At 70.7% G+C, this 15,034-nt stretch carries 15 protein-coding genes; 9 read left to right on the top strand and 6 right to left on the bottom strand.

The annotated features are described in order from the left end of the window. The first annotated feature begins 327 nt into the window (after nucleotides 1-327). Both ACFVXH_RS06770 and ACFVXH_RS06765 read left to right on the top strand, forming a co-directional pair. Complete coding sequence (locus ACFVXH_RS06770; protein WP_234348460.1) at nucleotides 328-1,782, top strand: helix-turn-helix transcriptional regulator; 1,455 nt, start codon at nucleotides 328-330, stop codon at nucleotides 1,780-1,782. 17 nt (nucleotides 1,783-1,799) lie between these two features. Next, nucleotides 1,800-2,141: an ASCH domain-containing protein gene (locus ACFVXH_RS06765; protein WP_387820864.1), complete on the top strand. Its 342-nt coding sequence runs from the start codon at nucleotides 1,800-1,802 to the stop codon at nucleotides 2,139-2,141. Between the two features lie 263 nt (nucleotides 2,142-2,404). Here ACFVXH_RS06765 and ACFVXH_RS06760 read toward each other — a convergent pair whose 3' ends face one another. The 3 genes from ACFVXH_RS06760 to ACFVXH_RS06750 form a co-directional block, all read right to left on the bottom strand. Continuing rightward, nucleotides 2,405-3,637: a helix-turn-helix domain-containing protein gene (locus ACFVXH_RS06760; protein ID WP_387820861.1), complete on the bottom strand. Its 1,233-nt coding sequence runs from the start codon at nucleotides 3,635-3,637 to the stop codon at nucleotides 2,405-2,407. A 184-nt stretch (nucleotides 3,638-3,821) separates the two neighbouring features. After that, nucleotides 3,822-4,355, bottom strand: a complete 534-nt coding sequence (locus ACFVXH_RS06755; protein WP_074001131.1) for an NUDIX hydrolase — start codon at nucleotides 4,353-4,355, stop codon at nucleotides 3,822-3,824. A 28-nt stretch (nucleotides 4,356-4,383) separates the two neighbouring features. Then, complete coding sequence (locus ACFVXH_RS06750; RefSeq protein ID WP_387820857.1) at nucleotides 4,384-5,046, bottom strand: HAD family hydrolase; 663 nt, start codon at nucleotides 5,044-5,046, stop codon at nucleotides 4,384-4,386. Nucleotides 5,047-5,222: 176 nt separating this feature from the next. Between ACFVXH_RS06750 and ACFVXH_RS06745 the strand changes: the two genes are divergently transcribed. Further along, nucleotides 5,223-5,690 carry an NUDIX hydrolase gene (locus ACFVXH_RS06745; protein ID WP_117485309.1) on the top strand — a complete coding sequence of 156 codons (468 nt, stop codon included), beginning with the start codon at nucleotides 5,223-5,225 and terminating at the stop codon, nucleotides 5,688-5,690. Between the two features lie 47 nt (nucleotides 5,691-5,737). Then, the gene (locus ACFVXH_RS06740; RefSeq protein ID WP_387820854.1) at nucleotides 5,738-6,079 is read left to right on the top strand and encodes an ASCH domain-containing protein; all 342 of its coding nucleotides are present in this window, start codon (nucleotides 5,738-5,740) and stop codon (nucleotides 6,077-6,079) included. A gap of 77 nt (nucleotides 6,080-6,156) precedes the next feature. Here the strand turns inward: ACFVXH_RS06740 and ACFVXH_RS06735 are convergent, their stop codons facing one another. Continuing rightward, nucleotides 6,157-7,758, bottom strand: a complete 1,602-nt coding sequence (locus tag ACFVXH_RS06735) for an IS1182 family transposase (protein WP_387820851.1) — start codon at nucleotides 7,756-7,758, stop codon at nucleotides 6,157-6,159. A 354-nt stretch (nucleotides 7,759-8,112) separates the two neighbouring features. Between ACFVXH_RS06735 and ACFVXH_RS06730 the strand changes: the two genes are divergently transcribed. Next, nucleotides 8,113-8,247, top strand: coding sequence for a DUF397 domain-containing protein (locus tag ACFVXH_RS06730; RefSeq protein ID WP_387820848.1), 135 nt, complete (start codon nucleotides 8,113-8,115; stop codon nucleotides 8,245-8,247). Nucleotides 8,248-8,361: 114 nt separating this feature from the next. On the opposite strand, the gene ACFVXH_RS06725 is transcribed toward ACFVXH_RS06730, so the two are convergent. Both ACFVXH_RS06725 and ACFVXH_RS06720 read right to left on the bottom strand, forming a co-directional pair. Beyond that, nucleotides 8,362-9,066: a response regulator gene (locus ACFVXH_RS06725; protein WP_387820845.1), complete on the bottom strand. Its 705-nt coding sequence runs from the start codon at nucleotides 9,064-9,066 to the stop codon at nucleotides 8,362-8,364. Continuing rightward, complete coding sequence (locus tag ACFVXH_RS06720) at nucleotides 9,063-10,073, bottom strand: histidine kinase (RefSeq protein ID WP_387820842.1); 1,011 nt, start codon at nucleotides 10,071-10,073, stop codon at nucleotides 9,063-9,065. The genes ACFVXH_RS06725 and ACFVXH_RS06720 overlap by 4 nt, the downstream gene beginning before the upstream one ends. Nucleotides 10,074-10,379: 306 nt before the next feature. Between ACFVXH_RS06720 and ACFVXH_RS06715 the strand changes: the two genes are divergently transcribed. The 4 genes from ACFVXH_RS06715 (at nucleotide 10,380) to dacB (ending at nucleotide 15,021) form a co-directional block, all read left to right on the top strand. Further along, nucleotides 10,380-11,120, top strand: a complete 741-nt coding sequence (locus tag ACFVXH_RS06715; RefSeq protein ID WP_079136449.1) for an ABC transporter ATP-binding protein — start codon at nucleotides 10,380-10,382, stop codon at nucleotides 11,118-11,120. Further along, the gene (locus ACFVXH_RS06710) at nucleotides 11,117-12,457 is read left to right on the top strand and encodes an FtsX-like permease family protein (RefSeq protein WP_387820838.1); all 1,341 of its coding nucleotides are present in this window, start codon (nucleotides 11,117-11,119) and stop codon (nucleotides 12,455-12,457) included. Before ACFVXH_RS06715 ends, ACFVXH_RS06710 begins: the two co-directional genes overlap by 4 nt. A gap of 72 nt (nucleotides 12,458-12,529) precedes the next feature. Beyond that, complete coding sequence (locus ACFVXH_RS06705; protein WP_387820835.1) at nucleotides 12,530-13,297, top strand: DUF4097 family beta strand repeat-containing protein; 768 nt, start codon at nucleotides 12,530-12,532, stop codon at nucleotides 13,295-13,297. A gap of 77 nt (nucleotides 13,298-13,374) precedes the next feature. Then, nucleotides 13,375-15,021, top strand: a complete 1,647-nt coding sequence (gene dacB / locus ACFVXH_RS06700; protein ID WP_387820832.1) for a D-alanyl-D-alanine carboxypeptidase/D-alanyl-D-alanine-endopeptidase — start codon at nucleotides 13,375-13,377, stop codon at nucleotides 15,019-15,021. The last annotated feature ends 13 nt before the right edge of the window (nucleotides 15,022-15,034 follow it).

Raw genomic sequence — 15,034 nt, 5'->3', positions numbered from 1 at the left:
GCGGGGAGGGGACATGCGAGAAGGGGCGCGACATCACGCTGTGTACACCTAATGCAGCGCCACCCAGTAGCCTGGCGTTACAGCTTGATCGCAGGTAGTGAGAGATCGCCGCCCCGATCGGGCGAGGCCATCGCCCGGTTCCGGCAGGAAGAGACCCATCGCACGAGGTCATGGTTCGACCAACCAGCAGCAAATGAGTCCGGACATACATGGCGCCGCACCGACGCACAGGAATCACCACGCAAGGAAATGTCTCCCATGACTGTCGCCGCAGCATCACAAGGTGGCCCGCACGCAGCCGTGTGCGGGCGCCGGATGAGAGAACGGATGATCGGTCAGGCCGGGAACCCCGAACAGGTGCCGTACGACTTGGTCGAGCTGATCGTCAAGGAGATCGAGGCGCATTGTGGGCACCGTCGCCTCAAGGCCTTCCGACTGGCAGTGGGCTGGACTGTCACTGAGGCGGTTCAGGAAGCTCACGATCTGGTCGACCGGGAACGCCTACGCAAGATCGGACTCACCGAACGGTCCTGGAAGGACTGGGAGGCCGGCAAGGCGCCGAGTCCTGAGTACCAGGACCTGCTCTGCCGCCTCTTCCAGACCAGTCCCGTCCAGCTGGGCTTGGCCGCCGACTACACACCCGTGGCATTCCGAGCCGACGGCCCGGAAGGTGCGACACTCCCAGAAGGAACCACCTCCACGCATGCGGGGGCGGAACTGGAGGAGGTGGCGGCCACGAAGCGTCGAACCGCGCTCATGCTGACGGGGCTTACGATCGCGGCCCCGACCTCAGCCGCCCAGGTTCTCGACCAGGCTGCTGCCGAAGCCATGGAGTTCACGCGTCAGGCTGAGGCCAGCTCACTGGGCGTCGGGTCACTCGACCACCTGGAGCTAGCGGTCACCGACTTCAACGACGCCTACTCCGTGATGCCGCCGCAACAGGTGTTCGCTGAAACGCTCGACTACCGCCGCAAGGTGGACGCCCTGTTGAAGGCGAAGCACACCCACGAGCAGGGCCGCGAACTCCTCGCCTACGCAGGATGGCTCTCCGAACTACTTGCCTGGCTGGCCCATGACCTCGGTAGCCCTCGAGCAGGCCTCGCCTTCGCCAACGACGCCTTCGTACACGGCAGGCAGGCCGGCCACGGTGAGCTGTGCGGATGGGCCATGGACGCCGCCGCCTCCATCAACCTCTACGAGCACCGCCCTGATCGGGCACTGGCTGCCGCTCGTCAGGGCCTGACCCAGGCACCCGCCACGCACCCCCTCGCCGTCCGTCTCCACGCCCAGGCCGCCCGCGCCTCGGCCGCAGACGGCGATCCCGAGGGCTTCGTGTCCTCCCTGCGCGCCGCCCAGGACGCCCACCAGTTCCTGCCCGCCCGGATCCCCCGCCGTTTCGGCCTCGACCCACTGCCACTCGCCGACTATGCCCTCACGTCCTACCCGGCCACCGCCTGCATCCTGCTCGGCAAGGCCGAGGATGCCCGTCGCCATGCAGAACACGCGCTCTCCGTGTACGAGTCCGCCCCGGCGGCTTCCCGTTCGCCCAGCCGCGAGGCCATCGCCCGCATTGATCTGGCCCTCGCCCACGCCCAGCTCGGCGACCCCGACAACGCTGTAGCCCTCGGCAACCAGGCGCTGGATTCCGAGCGCGTCGTCGACTCCGTACGCGCCCGCGCCACCGACCTCACCGGCTACCTCGCCCGCCGATACCCCCGTCATGGTGCCGTCGGCGAACTGCATGAGCGCCTCGCCGTCTTTCCCCTCCCTTCCACGGCATAGAAGAGGAACACCATCCCGTGCCCGACCAGGAACGCGTCATCCGGATCCGCCACCCCTACCTCGACCTGATCGCCGCCGGCACCAAGACCATCGAGGTACGCGTCGGCTACCCCAGCATGCGCAGGATCCGTCCGGGACAGACCCTCGTCTTCGAATCCGGCGACGCCCACTGCCGCACCCTCGTCACCGGCGTCGCGGAGTACCCGAGCTTCGACGCCATGCTCGACACCGAGGACCCGGCGGCGATCGGCTCCGAGGGAATGAGCCGGACCGAACTCCTCACCGCCTGCCGCGAGATCTACCCATCCGAGAAGGAGCAGCTCGGCGTCCTCGCGATCCACTTGCGACTCACCCCGTAACCAGGGGACGGCCAGCCTCACCCGCGCAGGAAGTCGACCGAGCCGACTTCCTGCGCGGGAGCCAGGAGCGAGTTCGGCGACGTCTGAACCGAGGGCTTCCCCGGACAGCAGTACTTCCGGAGCATGCCGTAGCACCTGGTCGGCCGGCCAGATGCTCGACTGGGCCCTCCCAGCCGAGCATCCGACGTGACGGCGGGTCGGCGGATCGGCGGACTGCCCGGCGCTCGGGAGTGTGGCCGTGGGTTTGGTACCGCCCGGCCGCCCTATCCGTCCAGGTGGAAGCGGTCGGACATGTGGCGCAGCTTCTCGCGGGTGGCCGAGCGCTCGGCGTAGACGATCCTGCGCAGGGTGGCACGGGCGATCGGGTGGTTGCGCACCAGCTGCGGGGCGGTCTTCTCCGCCGCCTCCAGGGCCTGGAGCGCCTTGTCGCGATTGCCGTCCCACAGCCAGGCGCGGGCCAGGTCCATGTGGTGGTGGCCCCGCCGGGAGGCCGGGAGGGCGGCGACCTTCGCCGGGTCGGCACGCTCGTTGAGGATCAGGGCCCTGGCGTGGTCGCCCATCTCCAACTGGACCGACACCGCGTGGACTTGGACGTTGCCACTGGAGAAGGTCAGCGAGTGCCGGTCGAAGGGGGGCTCGGCCCGGCTTCCGTCCATCAACTCGGCTGCCGCGTACGCGTGCCGGATGCGGTCCTCTGCCTCCGCCCCCCGGCCGGCGCGGGCGGCGGACACGGCGGCGCGCAGGTGCATCGCGCCCCAAGCCCGTACGGCCAGGGGGTCGTTGGCGCGGTAGCGGTCCTCGACGAGGCGAAGCGCCTTGTCGGACAGTGCCAGGGCGTCGTCCCAGTCCGCCGTGGCCCACATGTCCCACACGCGCATCCAGTCCGCGACCGCCTCCATCACCGGGTCGCCGGACAGCCGGGCCGACCAGGCGGCCCGCTCGCAGGCCATGGCGATCAGCTCGGGGTGGCCGAGCGTGTGCGCGGCGGTGTGCGCGAACTTGCACTCGATCGCGTAGACCGCGAACGCCTCCTCGCGTTCGCGGCCGGTGGACACCTCGGCCAGCGCACGCGCTTCGCGCAGCATGTCCGGGAGCACCTTCAGGATGGCCACGTTGGCGGCCGCGTCCCGGAGCCGGTGCAGGCGCTCCGTCTCGCGCCAGAGTTCCGCCGACGGCCGGGGCGCACCGTCGAAGACCGGCGTGAGGTCGTAGCGGCGAAGCTCCCGCAGGATGGCGGCGGCCGACACCTGCCATTGGTTCTCCGACGGCTTGCCCGCGACGAAGGGCCTCTCGATGAGGTCGTTGGGGTGGCAGTGCAGCGCCGCCGCGATCTGGTTGATGGTGCCGGCTCGGTCGAGCTCGATCGTGCCCTTCTCGACCTTCGACACCCAGTCCTGGGTTCTGCCGGTAGCGGCGGCCAGGTCAGCTTGGGTCATGCCCAACCTCAGCCGCGCCCGCCGCACCCGCTTGCCGATCGACTCCCGTTCCTCCAGCACAGCAGCCCTCCCGCGCTCGCGTCCGCCTGCCCGGTCCGTGAGGCCGCGGTACCACCGGGAAGCTACCGCGTTCCGGCGGGCCGCGGGCCCCGAAGCCCGGCGGGATCCGCTGGACGGCTACGCCGACGTGCGCGGCCCGCCGCCATCTGGCTGTTGCTCTTCGCGAGATGCCGGCCCTGCCGATCTAGGGACGCCGGGCGAGCACCTGGAGCAGGCCGGTGACCGCGACGCCTGCGACGATCTCCCGACGGTCGATCATGCCCTGGATCCGGGAGATCGGGATCCACTCGATCCGGTCGGCCTCGTGGGTGTCCACCGGCGGTGCGACGTAGGTGGCACCGTGGGCGAGGAACACGTGGTGCTCGGCGTTGCTCATGCCGCCGATGGGCTGGACATAGGCGAGGGCCTCGACCTCGTCCACCTGCCAGCCGGTCTCCTCGAACACCTCGCGGACCGCTGCGGCCTCGAGGGATTCCCCGTCCTCGACGATGCCGCTGGGAATCTCCCAGCTCCAGGTGCCCGTCGCGAAGCGGTGCCGCCACATCATCAGCACCTCGTCCCGGTCGTTGACCACGACGACGGCCGCGACCGGTGCGAAGCGCACCAGGTGGTGCTCGTACCGGGCCCTTCCGCGCGGCTCGACGTCGACCAGGTCGAGCCGCACCCACGCGCTGGTGTAGACGGGACGGCTGCCGTGGACGGTCCACTCACTGCTCACTCGTACCTCATGGTCTCGGTGGGGCGGCTCAGCTCGCCGCGGCGTTGAACTTGGCGATCAGGTACGGGAGTTCCGCCAGCGAGTCGATCCGGAACGTCGCCTGCCCGGCGGCCGGGTCGTGCTGCTGGATCCAGCCCCACGGGCCGCGCCGGATCAACGCCGTCCGCATCCCGGCCGCCCGGGCGGGGAGCACGTCGTTGTCGAGCCGGTCACCGACGTACAGGATCTCGTGCGGCTCGGCGGGTACCGCCTCGGCGACGCGGTCGAAGAAGGCGGGGTCCGGCTTGCTCGCGCCCCAGTCGTCGGAGGTGCCGATCAGGTCGACGTCGTCCGTGAACAGCCGGCGGAGGATCGCCCCGGCCCGCACGGTCTGGTTACCGGCGATCGCCAACCACAAGCCGTCTGAGCGGAGTTGAGCGAAGGCGCCCCGGACGTCCGGGTAGAGGTCGTCCTCACCGAAGGTCTCCGGCCGGCCGACGGCCGCCCGCTTCTCGCGCTCCTCGGAGAGGTCGAAGCCGGGGGCGAAGACCTGGAACGTCTCCCGGTAGTCCCGGCCCTGCGCGATCACCGCGCCGAGCTGGGCCACGAACGTGTGCCTCGGCACGCCCAACCAGTCGGCCCAGGTACCGTACTCCCGGGTCTCGTCGACCAGGCACTCCCCGACGTCGAACACCACAGCCTTGATCGTCACGACCGCAGCCTAACGGGGCGAGAACGTCCCCTGGCCGATCTCGGGATCGGTGACGACGACCTGACGACGGAGCTGTACACGGACGCGGTGGCCGCGGCTCGCACCTGACGGGGTCCAGGACCTGGGAGAGGAAGGGCATGACATGCGGACTGTCCCGGCGGCGGAGGTAGCAGGCCATGCCCAGGCGTGACTACGAGGACGACCCGAACGCCCCCGAGGCGAACTCGCTGGTCCCGGCCGCGTCCGTGGTCGTGGTCGACGACGCCGGACGCGTCCTGCTCCAGCGCCGCACCGACAACGGGATGTGGGCGCTGCCCGGCGGCCGGATGGACATCGGCGAGTCGATCGCCGGCTGCGGCATCCGCGAGACGCGCGAGGAGACCGGCATCGACGTCGAGATCACCGGGATCGTCGGCACCTACACCGACCCGGGCCACGTCCTCGCCTACGACGACGGCGAAGTCCGCCAGGAGTTCTCCGTCTGCCTCCTCGGACGCCCGGTCGGCGGGGAGCTGCGGGTGTCCGACGAGTCCCACGAGGTCGCATGGTTCAGCCCGGCCGAGACGGACGGGCTGGCGATGGTGCCGAGCGTCCGCAAGCGGCTGACGGACTGGCGCTCCGGGGCGATCCCCGTGGTGCGCTGACCGCCCGCCCCCTCCTCCCCCGGCATAGAAGCGGAGTACCTGCCCCCATGTCAGACCAGGAACGCGTCATCCGGATCCGCCGCCCCTACCTCGACCTGATCGCCGCCGGCACCAAGACCATCGAGGTACGCGTCGGCTACCCCAGCATGCGCAGGATCCGTCCGGGACAGACCCTCGTCTTCGAATCCGGCGACACCCACTGCCGCACCCTCGTCACCGGCGTCGCGGAGTACCCGAGCTTCGACGCCATGCTCGACACCGAGGACCCGGAGGCGATCGGCTCCGAGGGGATGAGCCGGGCCGAACTCCTCGCCGCCTGCCGCGAGATCTACCCATCCGAGAAGGAGCAGCTCGGCGTCCTCGCGATCCACCTCCGACTCACCCCGTAACCAGGGGACGGCCAGCCTCGCCGCGCAGGAAGTCGGCCGGGCGACTCTGCTGGCGAAGTATTCGATCTAGGTCAGGCTCAGGCCGTCGTTGCGATGCCGTGTTGGGTGCAGAGTGTGTGGATGCGGGTGGGGCGGCGGCTTGGTCTGGTGGTGGTGTCGAAGTGGGCGCCGAGTCGGCGGATGTTGACGGCCATGCCGATGAGGACGTTCTGGAGGTGGGTTTTGGCGAGGCCCCGGTAGCGGGATCGTCGCAGGCCGGGGCCTCGGACCGCTTGTGAGACGGTGCCCTCGATACCGGCGCGGGCCCGGTAGGCCTCGCGCCATCGGGGGGTGTCCTGTTCGGCCTGCATCCGTGTCCGGGCGGTATGGATCGGTTCGGGATGGATCTCCAGGACCCGGCCGAGGTGAGGGGCGCCGGTGGTGCACTGGGCGCGGATCGGGCAGGGGCGGCAGTCCGCGCGGGAGAAGGCGACGCGGATCAGGCCGTCCTTCTTCGGCCGCATGGAGATGCTGGTGGCCCCGGCGGGGCAGTGGGTGACGCCGCTGTGCCAGTTGACGTGGAAGTCCTTGGGGGTGAACGTGCCGCCCCGGGCGCCCCGGCCGGTCTGGACCGTGACGGGGGCGACAAGGGAGATGCCGCGTTCCAGGGACGCGCCGATGCCGGGCCCGCTGGGGTAGCCGGAGTCGAGCAGGTGCTCGCCGGGTTTCAGGTCCCGGGCGATGAGTTTGTCCTGGACGGGGGTGGTGGCCGTGACGTCGGGTTCGGTGGCGGGGGTGGTGTGGACGTCGGTGACCACGTGCGGCAGGCCCTCGTCGCAGGACTCGGTCAGGTGGCCCTTGGAACCGGTCCATTCCATGCGTGCGGCGCCGGGCGCGCCTTTGGTGCTGTAGCGGGCGTCAGGGTCGTGGGGTGAGCGCACGCGCTGTGCGGAGGGCGGCAGTTCCTTGGTGTCCCGGTAGCGCAGTCGGCCGGTGGTGGTGGCCTCGAAGTGCTGGTCCCACAGCTCGCGCAGGATTTTGACCTGCGGGAGGCCGTTCATCCGCACGGCGTCGGGGTCCGTGTCGATGGCGGCGATCAGGCTCTGCCCGTCGGCGCCGATCTGCTCGGCGAGCTTGAGGGCGGAGGCGCCTCTGCGGCGCAGGAGCCTGCCGGTCTCGACCTTGCGGCCGTAGCGTTCGTCCCAGCCGGGCCCGAGCAGCGGCACGACCAGGCCCGGGTCGGTGCGGGCGATCTCCTCCAGGGCCGCGCGCAGGGCCTCGCCCAGGCACTCGACGCGGTTCAGTGCGCGCACACAGGCCAGCACGTGGGTGGAGTCGGTGCGCTGACGGCCGCCGGCCCGCACCAGGCCGGCGGCCTTCAGACGTTCCAGCATCAGCGAGAGCAGGGCATCCGCCCGGTTCCCGGCTGCCAGGCGGACCCGGAACTCGCACAGCACGCTGGCATCGAAACCGGTGTACTCCAGCTCCAGTCCCAGCGCGTACTTCCAGGAGATCCGGTCGGCCACCGCCACCGCGGCGTCCCGGTCGGAGAGGTTGTGCAGGAACTGCAGAACCGTGACCATCGCCAGCAGAGCCGGCGAGATCCCGGGCCGTCCCAGGCCCGCGTACATCTCCTCGAACTCACCCGTGGTGAAATCCACGTCGCTGAACAACGGACCCAGCGCGTCCCGAACCCGCATCTCGTCCGTCCCCCGCGGATGAACCCGGCGAGCCAGCGCCACCGTCTCCGCCGGAATCCCCGACACACCACCAGGACGCAACACGACCCACCCCCACAGACAGCCAACCCACCCCGACCGGCACACACTTACCGTCCCACGCCCAACCCAACCGACTTCGCCAGCAGAGTCGCCGGGCCGACTTCCTGCGCGGGAGCCAGGGGCGAGTGGTGTGGGGCGGCCCGATCCGACAGCACGACGATCAGCTCCGGACGGAGTCTCTGTCCAAGGTGGCTTCGCTCGACGTGATCCGCGCTGCACCGACGCCAGCTGGCACAAGTCCGGGTACGGCAACAACGGGGCACCTGCGTCGAGGTGGCGCCCGGATTCCCCGACGTGAGGCCCGTTCGCGATTCCAAGGACCCGAACGGACCGGCCCTGATCCTTGCCGCCAAGGCCTGGGAACCGTTCGTCACCACTCTCCGCAGTGACGAGTTCGGCGAGGTCTGAACCAAGGATCTCCCCGGTCGGCCAGATGCTCGGCGGCCGGGTCCGGCCACGGAGCGGATCAGCTGCACCGTTCTGCTGCACGCCGCCGCCGGTGGACGCAACGGCGTTGAAGTCCTAGTTGTATTCGAACCAGGTCAGGATGGCCTTCACCCGGCGGTTGTCCTCGCCGGAGGGCATGCCGAGTTTCAGGAAGACGTTCCCCACGTGTTTGGCCACGGCGGCGCCCGAGAGGAACAGTTCTGCCTCGATCTCCGCGTTGGAGCGGCCTTCGGCCATGAGGGCGAGCACCTCCTGTTCACGGGCCGTGAGCCGGGCGAGCGGGCCCCGCGGCGGGTCGGCGCGGGTGACGTGGCGGACCACCTCGGGGTCGATCACCACTCCGCCGCCGGCGACCGTCTCGACGGCCCGCAGGAAGTCCGCCACTCTGCCCACCTTCTCCTTGAGCAGGTAGCCGACCGCCCCGTCGGCGCCCGGGCCGTTCAGGAGTTCGCGCACGTACGGGCCCGTGACGTAGGCGGAGAGGACCAGGACCGGCAGGTCCTTGTGCCGCGACCGAATGTCGATCGCGGCCCGGAGTCCGTCGTCGGTGTTCCCGGGCGGCATGCGGACATCCGTGATCACCAGGTCGGGGGCGGCTCCGGCGGCGGCGAGGCCGTCGACAGCGGCGACCAGTTCGTCGGCGTCCTCGCATTCGCGGATCACGTCGTGGGCACTGGAAACCAGGATCTCCCGGATTCCGGCGCGTATCAGCAGACTGTCGTCCGCCAGGATGATTCTCACAATCGATTTCCCATCGCTTTCCCTGTCGAATTCCGTCACCACGGGGGTTGGGCCGGGGCGGATGCCACGACCTCCGTTCCGCCGCCCGGCGGGCTGGTGATTTCGAGGTTCCCACCGACGCTCCGCATCCGCTCACGCAGCCCGGAGAGCCCGGATCCGGTGCTGATCCGCGCGCCGCCGGCGCCGTCGTCGCCCACCCGGACGCGGACGCCGCCCTCGGTGCACCGCATGTCGATCCGGGCGCTCCCGACGCCCGCGTGCTTGGCGATGTTCGTCAGGGCCTCGGAGACCGTGAAGTACACGGCCGCGGCGATCGGCGAGGAGAGCCAGGCGTCCGTACCGGTGCTGGTCAGTTCGACCCGCAACGGTGATCTGGCCACCAGTTCCCGGACGGCGGCGACGAGGCCTAGATCGCTCAGTTCGCTGGGGTGGATGTCGCGCACCGTCTCCCTCAGCCGTTCGAGCGCGCGCTCCGCCTGGGCCTGGGCCTGGCGGGCCAACTGGACGATCCGTTCCTGCTCGGTGGCCGTCGCCGCGGCTTCCAGGATTCCCAGGCGCATGACGAGGGCGACGAGCTCCTGCTGGGCGCCGTCGTGCAGGTCGCGCTCGATGCGCCGGCGCTCGTTCTCGAAGGCCGCCGTCAGCGAGGCCCGGCTGGTGCGGAGTTCCTCCAGTTTCGCGAGCAGGTCGGGGTTCCGGCTCCCCGAGAAGGCCCGCAGGAGCAGGTCGCGGAGCAGGGAGACGCCGGTCAGCGCGCCCACGGTGACCACGCCGAGGGCGATTCCCGCGGGCACCGCCACGAGGGTTTCCCACAGGGCGGCCGGGGTGAACGGGCCGACTTCCGCGGCGATGCCGAAACCCCAGAGGACGGGGGAGAACACCAGCGCCAGGGCGCCGAGGAATCCGAAGAAGCCCACCGGCAGCGAGAGCGCGGACAGGAGCGCGGCGGTGACGAACACGGGCAGGTCGGTCCTCCACACCGACCGTGTCCGCAGCCGGCCGGCCACCCACTGCGGCCAGCTGCGGTCGGCGGGCCGCAGCGGCATCGTCCGGACTCCGCACCACTGCGCCCTGGAGCGGTCCAGTTCGGCCACCACCGGAACCGATACCGGTGCGGCGAGAACGGAAATCAGGAGAATCGGAAAGGCGGCCGCTGCGACGAATTCGGTCAGCAGCCTCCGGGCAACACGAATCTGCGCCATGATCGACATTTTCGCACGGTTCGGACCGGTCGGGCGGTAGATCCAAGTCTACCTCCGATAGCAGTGCAGGCTCCCGTGCACTCCACTGCCCGGCCCTGTTTTCCTTGATTCATGCCATTTCCCACTGCCGCTCCCGTGCCGTGCATTCGTTTGCGCGGCCTTCGGACGGAATTCCCCATTCCCGGCCGCCGGGGCGAGACGACGCGCGTCCTGCACGACATCGACCTGGAGATTCCCGAAGGCCGGCTGACCGCCGTCGTCGGCCCCTCCGGTTCGGGCAAGTCGACGCTCCTGCTCTGCACGGCCGGGCTGGAGCGGGCGACCGCGGGGTCCGTCGAGATCCTCGGGACGGACGTCCGCTCGCTCAGCCCCCGCAAGCAGGCCGCGTTCCGCAGCGAGAACATCGGCTTCGTCTTCCAGGAGTACAACCTCGTCAGCTCGCTGACGGTCGAGGACAACATCGCCCTGCCGGCGCGGCTCGCCGGCCGCCGGGTGCCCAGGGCCCGGGTCGAGGACGCCATGGCGCGGCTCGGCATCGCCAAGCACGCGCGGCGACGCCCCGACCGCCTCTCCGGTGGCGAGCGCCAGCGCGTCGCGGTGGCCCGGGTGGTGGCGAACCAGCCGCGGATCGTCTTCGCCGACGAGCCGACGGGTGCGCTCGACCTCAAGTCGGGTCATGTGGTGCTCGACTGGCTGCAGGCGCTTCCCGCGCAGGGGAGCACGGTGCTCATGGTCACCCACGACCCCCACGCGGCCGCGCGGGCCGATCAGGTCGTGGTGATGGGGTCCGGGCGGGTACACGCCGTCATCCCCGGTGGCGACTCCCGCGCGGTGGGCGACGCCGTCCTCGCGGCGCAGTCGGCGGACGAGGCGGGCGGGGAGGAGTCGTGATCCGGCTCGTGCTGTCGGACATCCGCCTGCAGGCGTCGATGTGGTGGTGGACGCTCCTGTGCGCCACGGTCGGCGCGGCGTGCTCGGCGGGCTCGGCCATCGCGATGTTCACCGCCGTCTCGGCGGCGCGGGCGGCGGGTGACGCACGGATGGTCTCCGCGTCGATCGCCCTCGGCGGCAACATCGTCTTCTTCACCGTGCTCGCCGCCGTGGGCGTCGTCGCCTCCGCGGTCGGCCTGACGCTGACGACCCAGCGGCGCGAGCACGCCCTGTGGGTGATCCTCGGGATTCCGCGCCACCGGGTCAGGTTCGTCCTGCGGACGCAGACGGTGGTGCTGGGCGCGGTGGCCGGCGTGCTGGCCGCACCGCTCGCCCTGCTGGTCGCGGGTGTCGCCCTCGCGCAGTGGAAGGGGACGGGCCTCGAACTGCACGGGGCCGCGGCCGGGTTCCGGTTCTGGTACGTCGGCGTGAGCGTGCTGTTCGGACTGGTTCCGTGCCTGCTCGGCGGCTGGGGCGTCACCCGGCGGGCCGCCAGGACGCCGGAGATGCGCGCCTTCCGGGACTTCTCCGACCCCCCGGCGCGGCCGGGCGTCGCCCGCGGCGGCCTCGCCCTGTGCCTGCTCGCCGGCGTGGTCGGGATGTGGATCCCCGGCCTGGGCCTCGAACTCGAGGGCGGGCTCGCCCAGCGGACGGCCTTCGCGTTCGCCGGGAACCTCTTCCTCCTCTGCCTGCTGCTGCTGATGGGGCCGTGGGTGCTCACCCCGCTGATGAGGCTCTGGACGGCGCTGGTGCCCTCGCGCGGCGTCGCCTGGCACCTGGCCGTGCAGTCGTGCCGGGCCCGCGCGACGAGGAGCGTCACCACGGTGCTGCCCTTCGCGCTCTCCCTGTCGTTCGTCGGCCTCTTCATGGTGATGGGGAAGGTCATGCCCGGAGGCAACGCCGGGCTGGACAACATCCTGGTCGTGCTGGGCTGGGTCTTCGTCGTGTCCTGGGTCGGGGGCCTCGCCGTGATCGCCCTCGTCGGGCGGGAGCGCGCCCGCGACTGCGCCGTCGTGACGGTGGCCGGTGCGCGGCCGGGCGTGGTCACCCGGTCGATGGTCTACGAGGGGGCGATCTACGCGGGGACGGCGATCGTCTTCGGCGCGCTGTTCGTCGCCGTGTCGAGCCTCACCACCGCCCTCGGAGCCCGGACCGACGCCGTCCGGGTCCTGGCGGGCCTCCCCTGGGCCACCCTCGGGGCGCTCGCCGCCGCGACGCTGGTCACCACCTGCCTCGCGCTGGTCCTGCAGGCGGCCCGGGTGTCGCGCACGGTCGCGGTCCGGGCGCTGCGCTCGTGAACCGGGCACTGCGCTCGTGAACCGGGGCGCGGGAACCCGCACCACCATGCTCGTTGACGAAGGAAGAACCCGATGGAACCGACCACCCGCACGCTTCTCGCCCTCGGCGGAGCCGCCCTCCTCGGCCTCGCCGCCACGGCCTGCACCACGGACGGCGCCTCGACCGACGCGACCGTGGAATCGAAGTCCTTCGACTTCTCCGGCGGCAGCCTGACCGTCGACTCCGGTTCCGCCGACCTCGCGCTGGTGGCCGCCGACATCGAGGACGTTCAGGTGGAACGACGGGTCAGCGGCAGGAAGGTCGGCGGGGAGGTGGGGTCCGGCTGGCAGCTCGAAGGGGGCACGCTCACACTCTCGCTGGACTGCACGGGGATCTCGGTGGGCTGCGGCGCGAAGTACACCGTGAAGGTGCCGCGCGCCGTCGCCGTCACCGCCGAGAGCGGCAAGGGGCGCATCGAGGCCACCGGCTTCACCACGGACTTCTCGGCCCGGACCGCCGGCGGCGACGTCCGGCTGTCGGACCTCCACGGAGCCAAGCTGGCCCTGCAAGGCGGCGACGGAAGCATCAAGGGCGACGGGATCTCCGCCCGGTCCGTCAGCGTCACCTCGCGCAACGGCACCGTCGACCTGCGCCTGGCCGCCGTGCCCGACCTGGTCGACGTGCAGAGCAAGGACGGCGACGTCGAGCTGGGCCTGCCGGACTCGACGTACGCGGTCCGCACGGCCGCGAAGAAGGGCGACGTCACCGTGAACGTCGCGAAGGACGACGCGAGCGGCCGTTCCGTGGCCGTCCGGACCCGCAACGGCAGCATCGCCATCGGCAAGGGCGGGAAGCCCTGACCGCCGCGCGGCAACCAGGCCGGAAGCCTTCGATCGAGCGCGAAAGCCGAACAGGAAAGTCGAACAGGAAAGAACGAATGCCAAGCAACTCCCTCTCCGGAATCAAGGCCCCTCGGGTACGGCGGCGTACCGCCCTGGCGCTCGCCGCTTCGATGACGGCCGCCGTGGCGATGACGGCGTGCTCCCACGACTCCACGGACGACTCGGCCTCTCCCGCACCGGGTGCCGCACGGGTGAGCGCCGACCTGCAGAAGCTCATGAGCACCGCGCCGTGGTCGTCGGGCCAGTGGGGCCTGCAGGTCGCCGACCTGCAGACCGGGAAGGTCGTCCAGTCCAAGGGCGCCGATTCCCAGTTCATGACCGGTTCGACGGCCAAGACCTTCGCGGTCGGTGCCGCGCTCGACGTCCTGGGTGACGACCATCGCTTCCGTACGCCCGTGGTGCACTCGGGTACGGTCTCCGCGGACGGGCGGCTCTCCGGCGACCTCATCCTGGTCGGCAACGGCGACCTGGCACTCGGCGGGCGGACCACCGCGTCAGGCGGACTGGACGTCCCCGACTTCGACCACTACGACGCCAACGCCGTCCCCGGCATGGCGACCATCACCGAAGAGGACCCGCTGGCGGGCGTCAACGAGCTGGCCAGACAGGTCGCGGCCAGCGGAGTCCGCCACGTCGACGGCGACGTGGTGATCGACAACCGACTCTGGGATCCGGTGTCGATCGGCGGGATACCGGTCACCCCGACCATCGTCAACGACAACCTGATCGACGTGCTCATCACGCCGGGCGCACCCGGCGAGCCGGCCAAGGTCGACTGGCGCCCGAAGACGGCCGCCTTCGGCGTCGACGCGCAGGTGACGACCACACCCGCCGGAACCAAACCGGCGGTGACGACCGAAAGCGTGAGCCCTGGTCACATCCGGGTCCGGGGCTCCGTGCCCGCGGACGCGAAGGCCCCCTTCGTGACGACCTACCAGGTCCCCGACCCGGCGGCGTTCGCCCGCACCGTCCTCATCGAGGCACTCGCCAGGAACGGCGTCAGCGTGTCCGCCCCCTCGCTGGGAGCGAACCCCGACAGCAGGCTCCCCCCGTCGGCGGAAGTGAACTCGCTGCCCGTATCGGCGACCTACACCTCTCCGCCCTTCAAGGAGTACGCGAAGCTGATCAACAAGGTCAGCCACAACCTCGGGGCGAACCTGCTGCCGCCGCTGATGGCAGCACACAACGGGCAACGAACCTATGCGGACGGCATGAAGACCGAGAAGGAGTTCCTCGCCCGCTCAGGCGTGGACCCGAACTCGGTGAGCCTCGTCGACGCCCAGGGCCTCCCCGGCGACAAGGCGACGCCGACCGCCCAGGTGGCGCTGCTGCGGCACCTGGCACGACAGGACGACTTCGACGTCTTCTACGACTCCATGCCGAACATGGGCGTCGACGGCTCGCTCGCCGACGTCATCGACCGCACCGACCCCGCCGCAGGACACATCCGCGCGAAGACCGGCACCCTGGTCAGCCCCTACCAGGGCAAGCTGGCCCTCGGCACGAAGGCGCTCGCAGGCTACATCGATGCGAAGGACGGCCACCGCTACGCCTTCGCGATCTACGTGAACAACATTCCGGTGCCCAGCGACTCCGTGAGCGATGCCATCGACCTCGCGCTCAAGGCCAACAAGCAACTGGGAGCGATGGCCGCCACCATCTACACGTCGCCCAAGGCGTGAAGGCCATCCTGAC

This window comes from Kitasatospora sp. NPDC058184, assembly GCF_042883725.1.
GTDB lineage: Bacteria > Actinomycetota > Actinomycetes > Streptomycetales > Streptomycetaceae > Kitasatospora.
The sequence above is the reverse complement of the archived record's forward strand: the minus strand, read 5'-3'. Positions and strand labels throughout refer to the sequence as shown.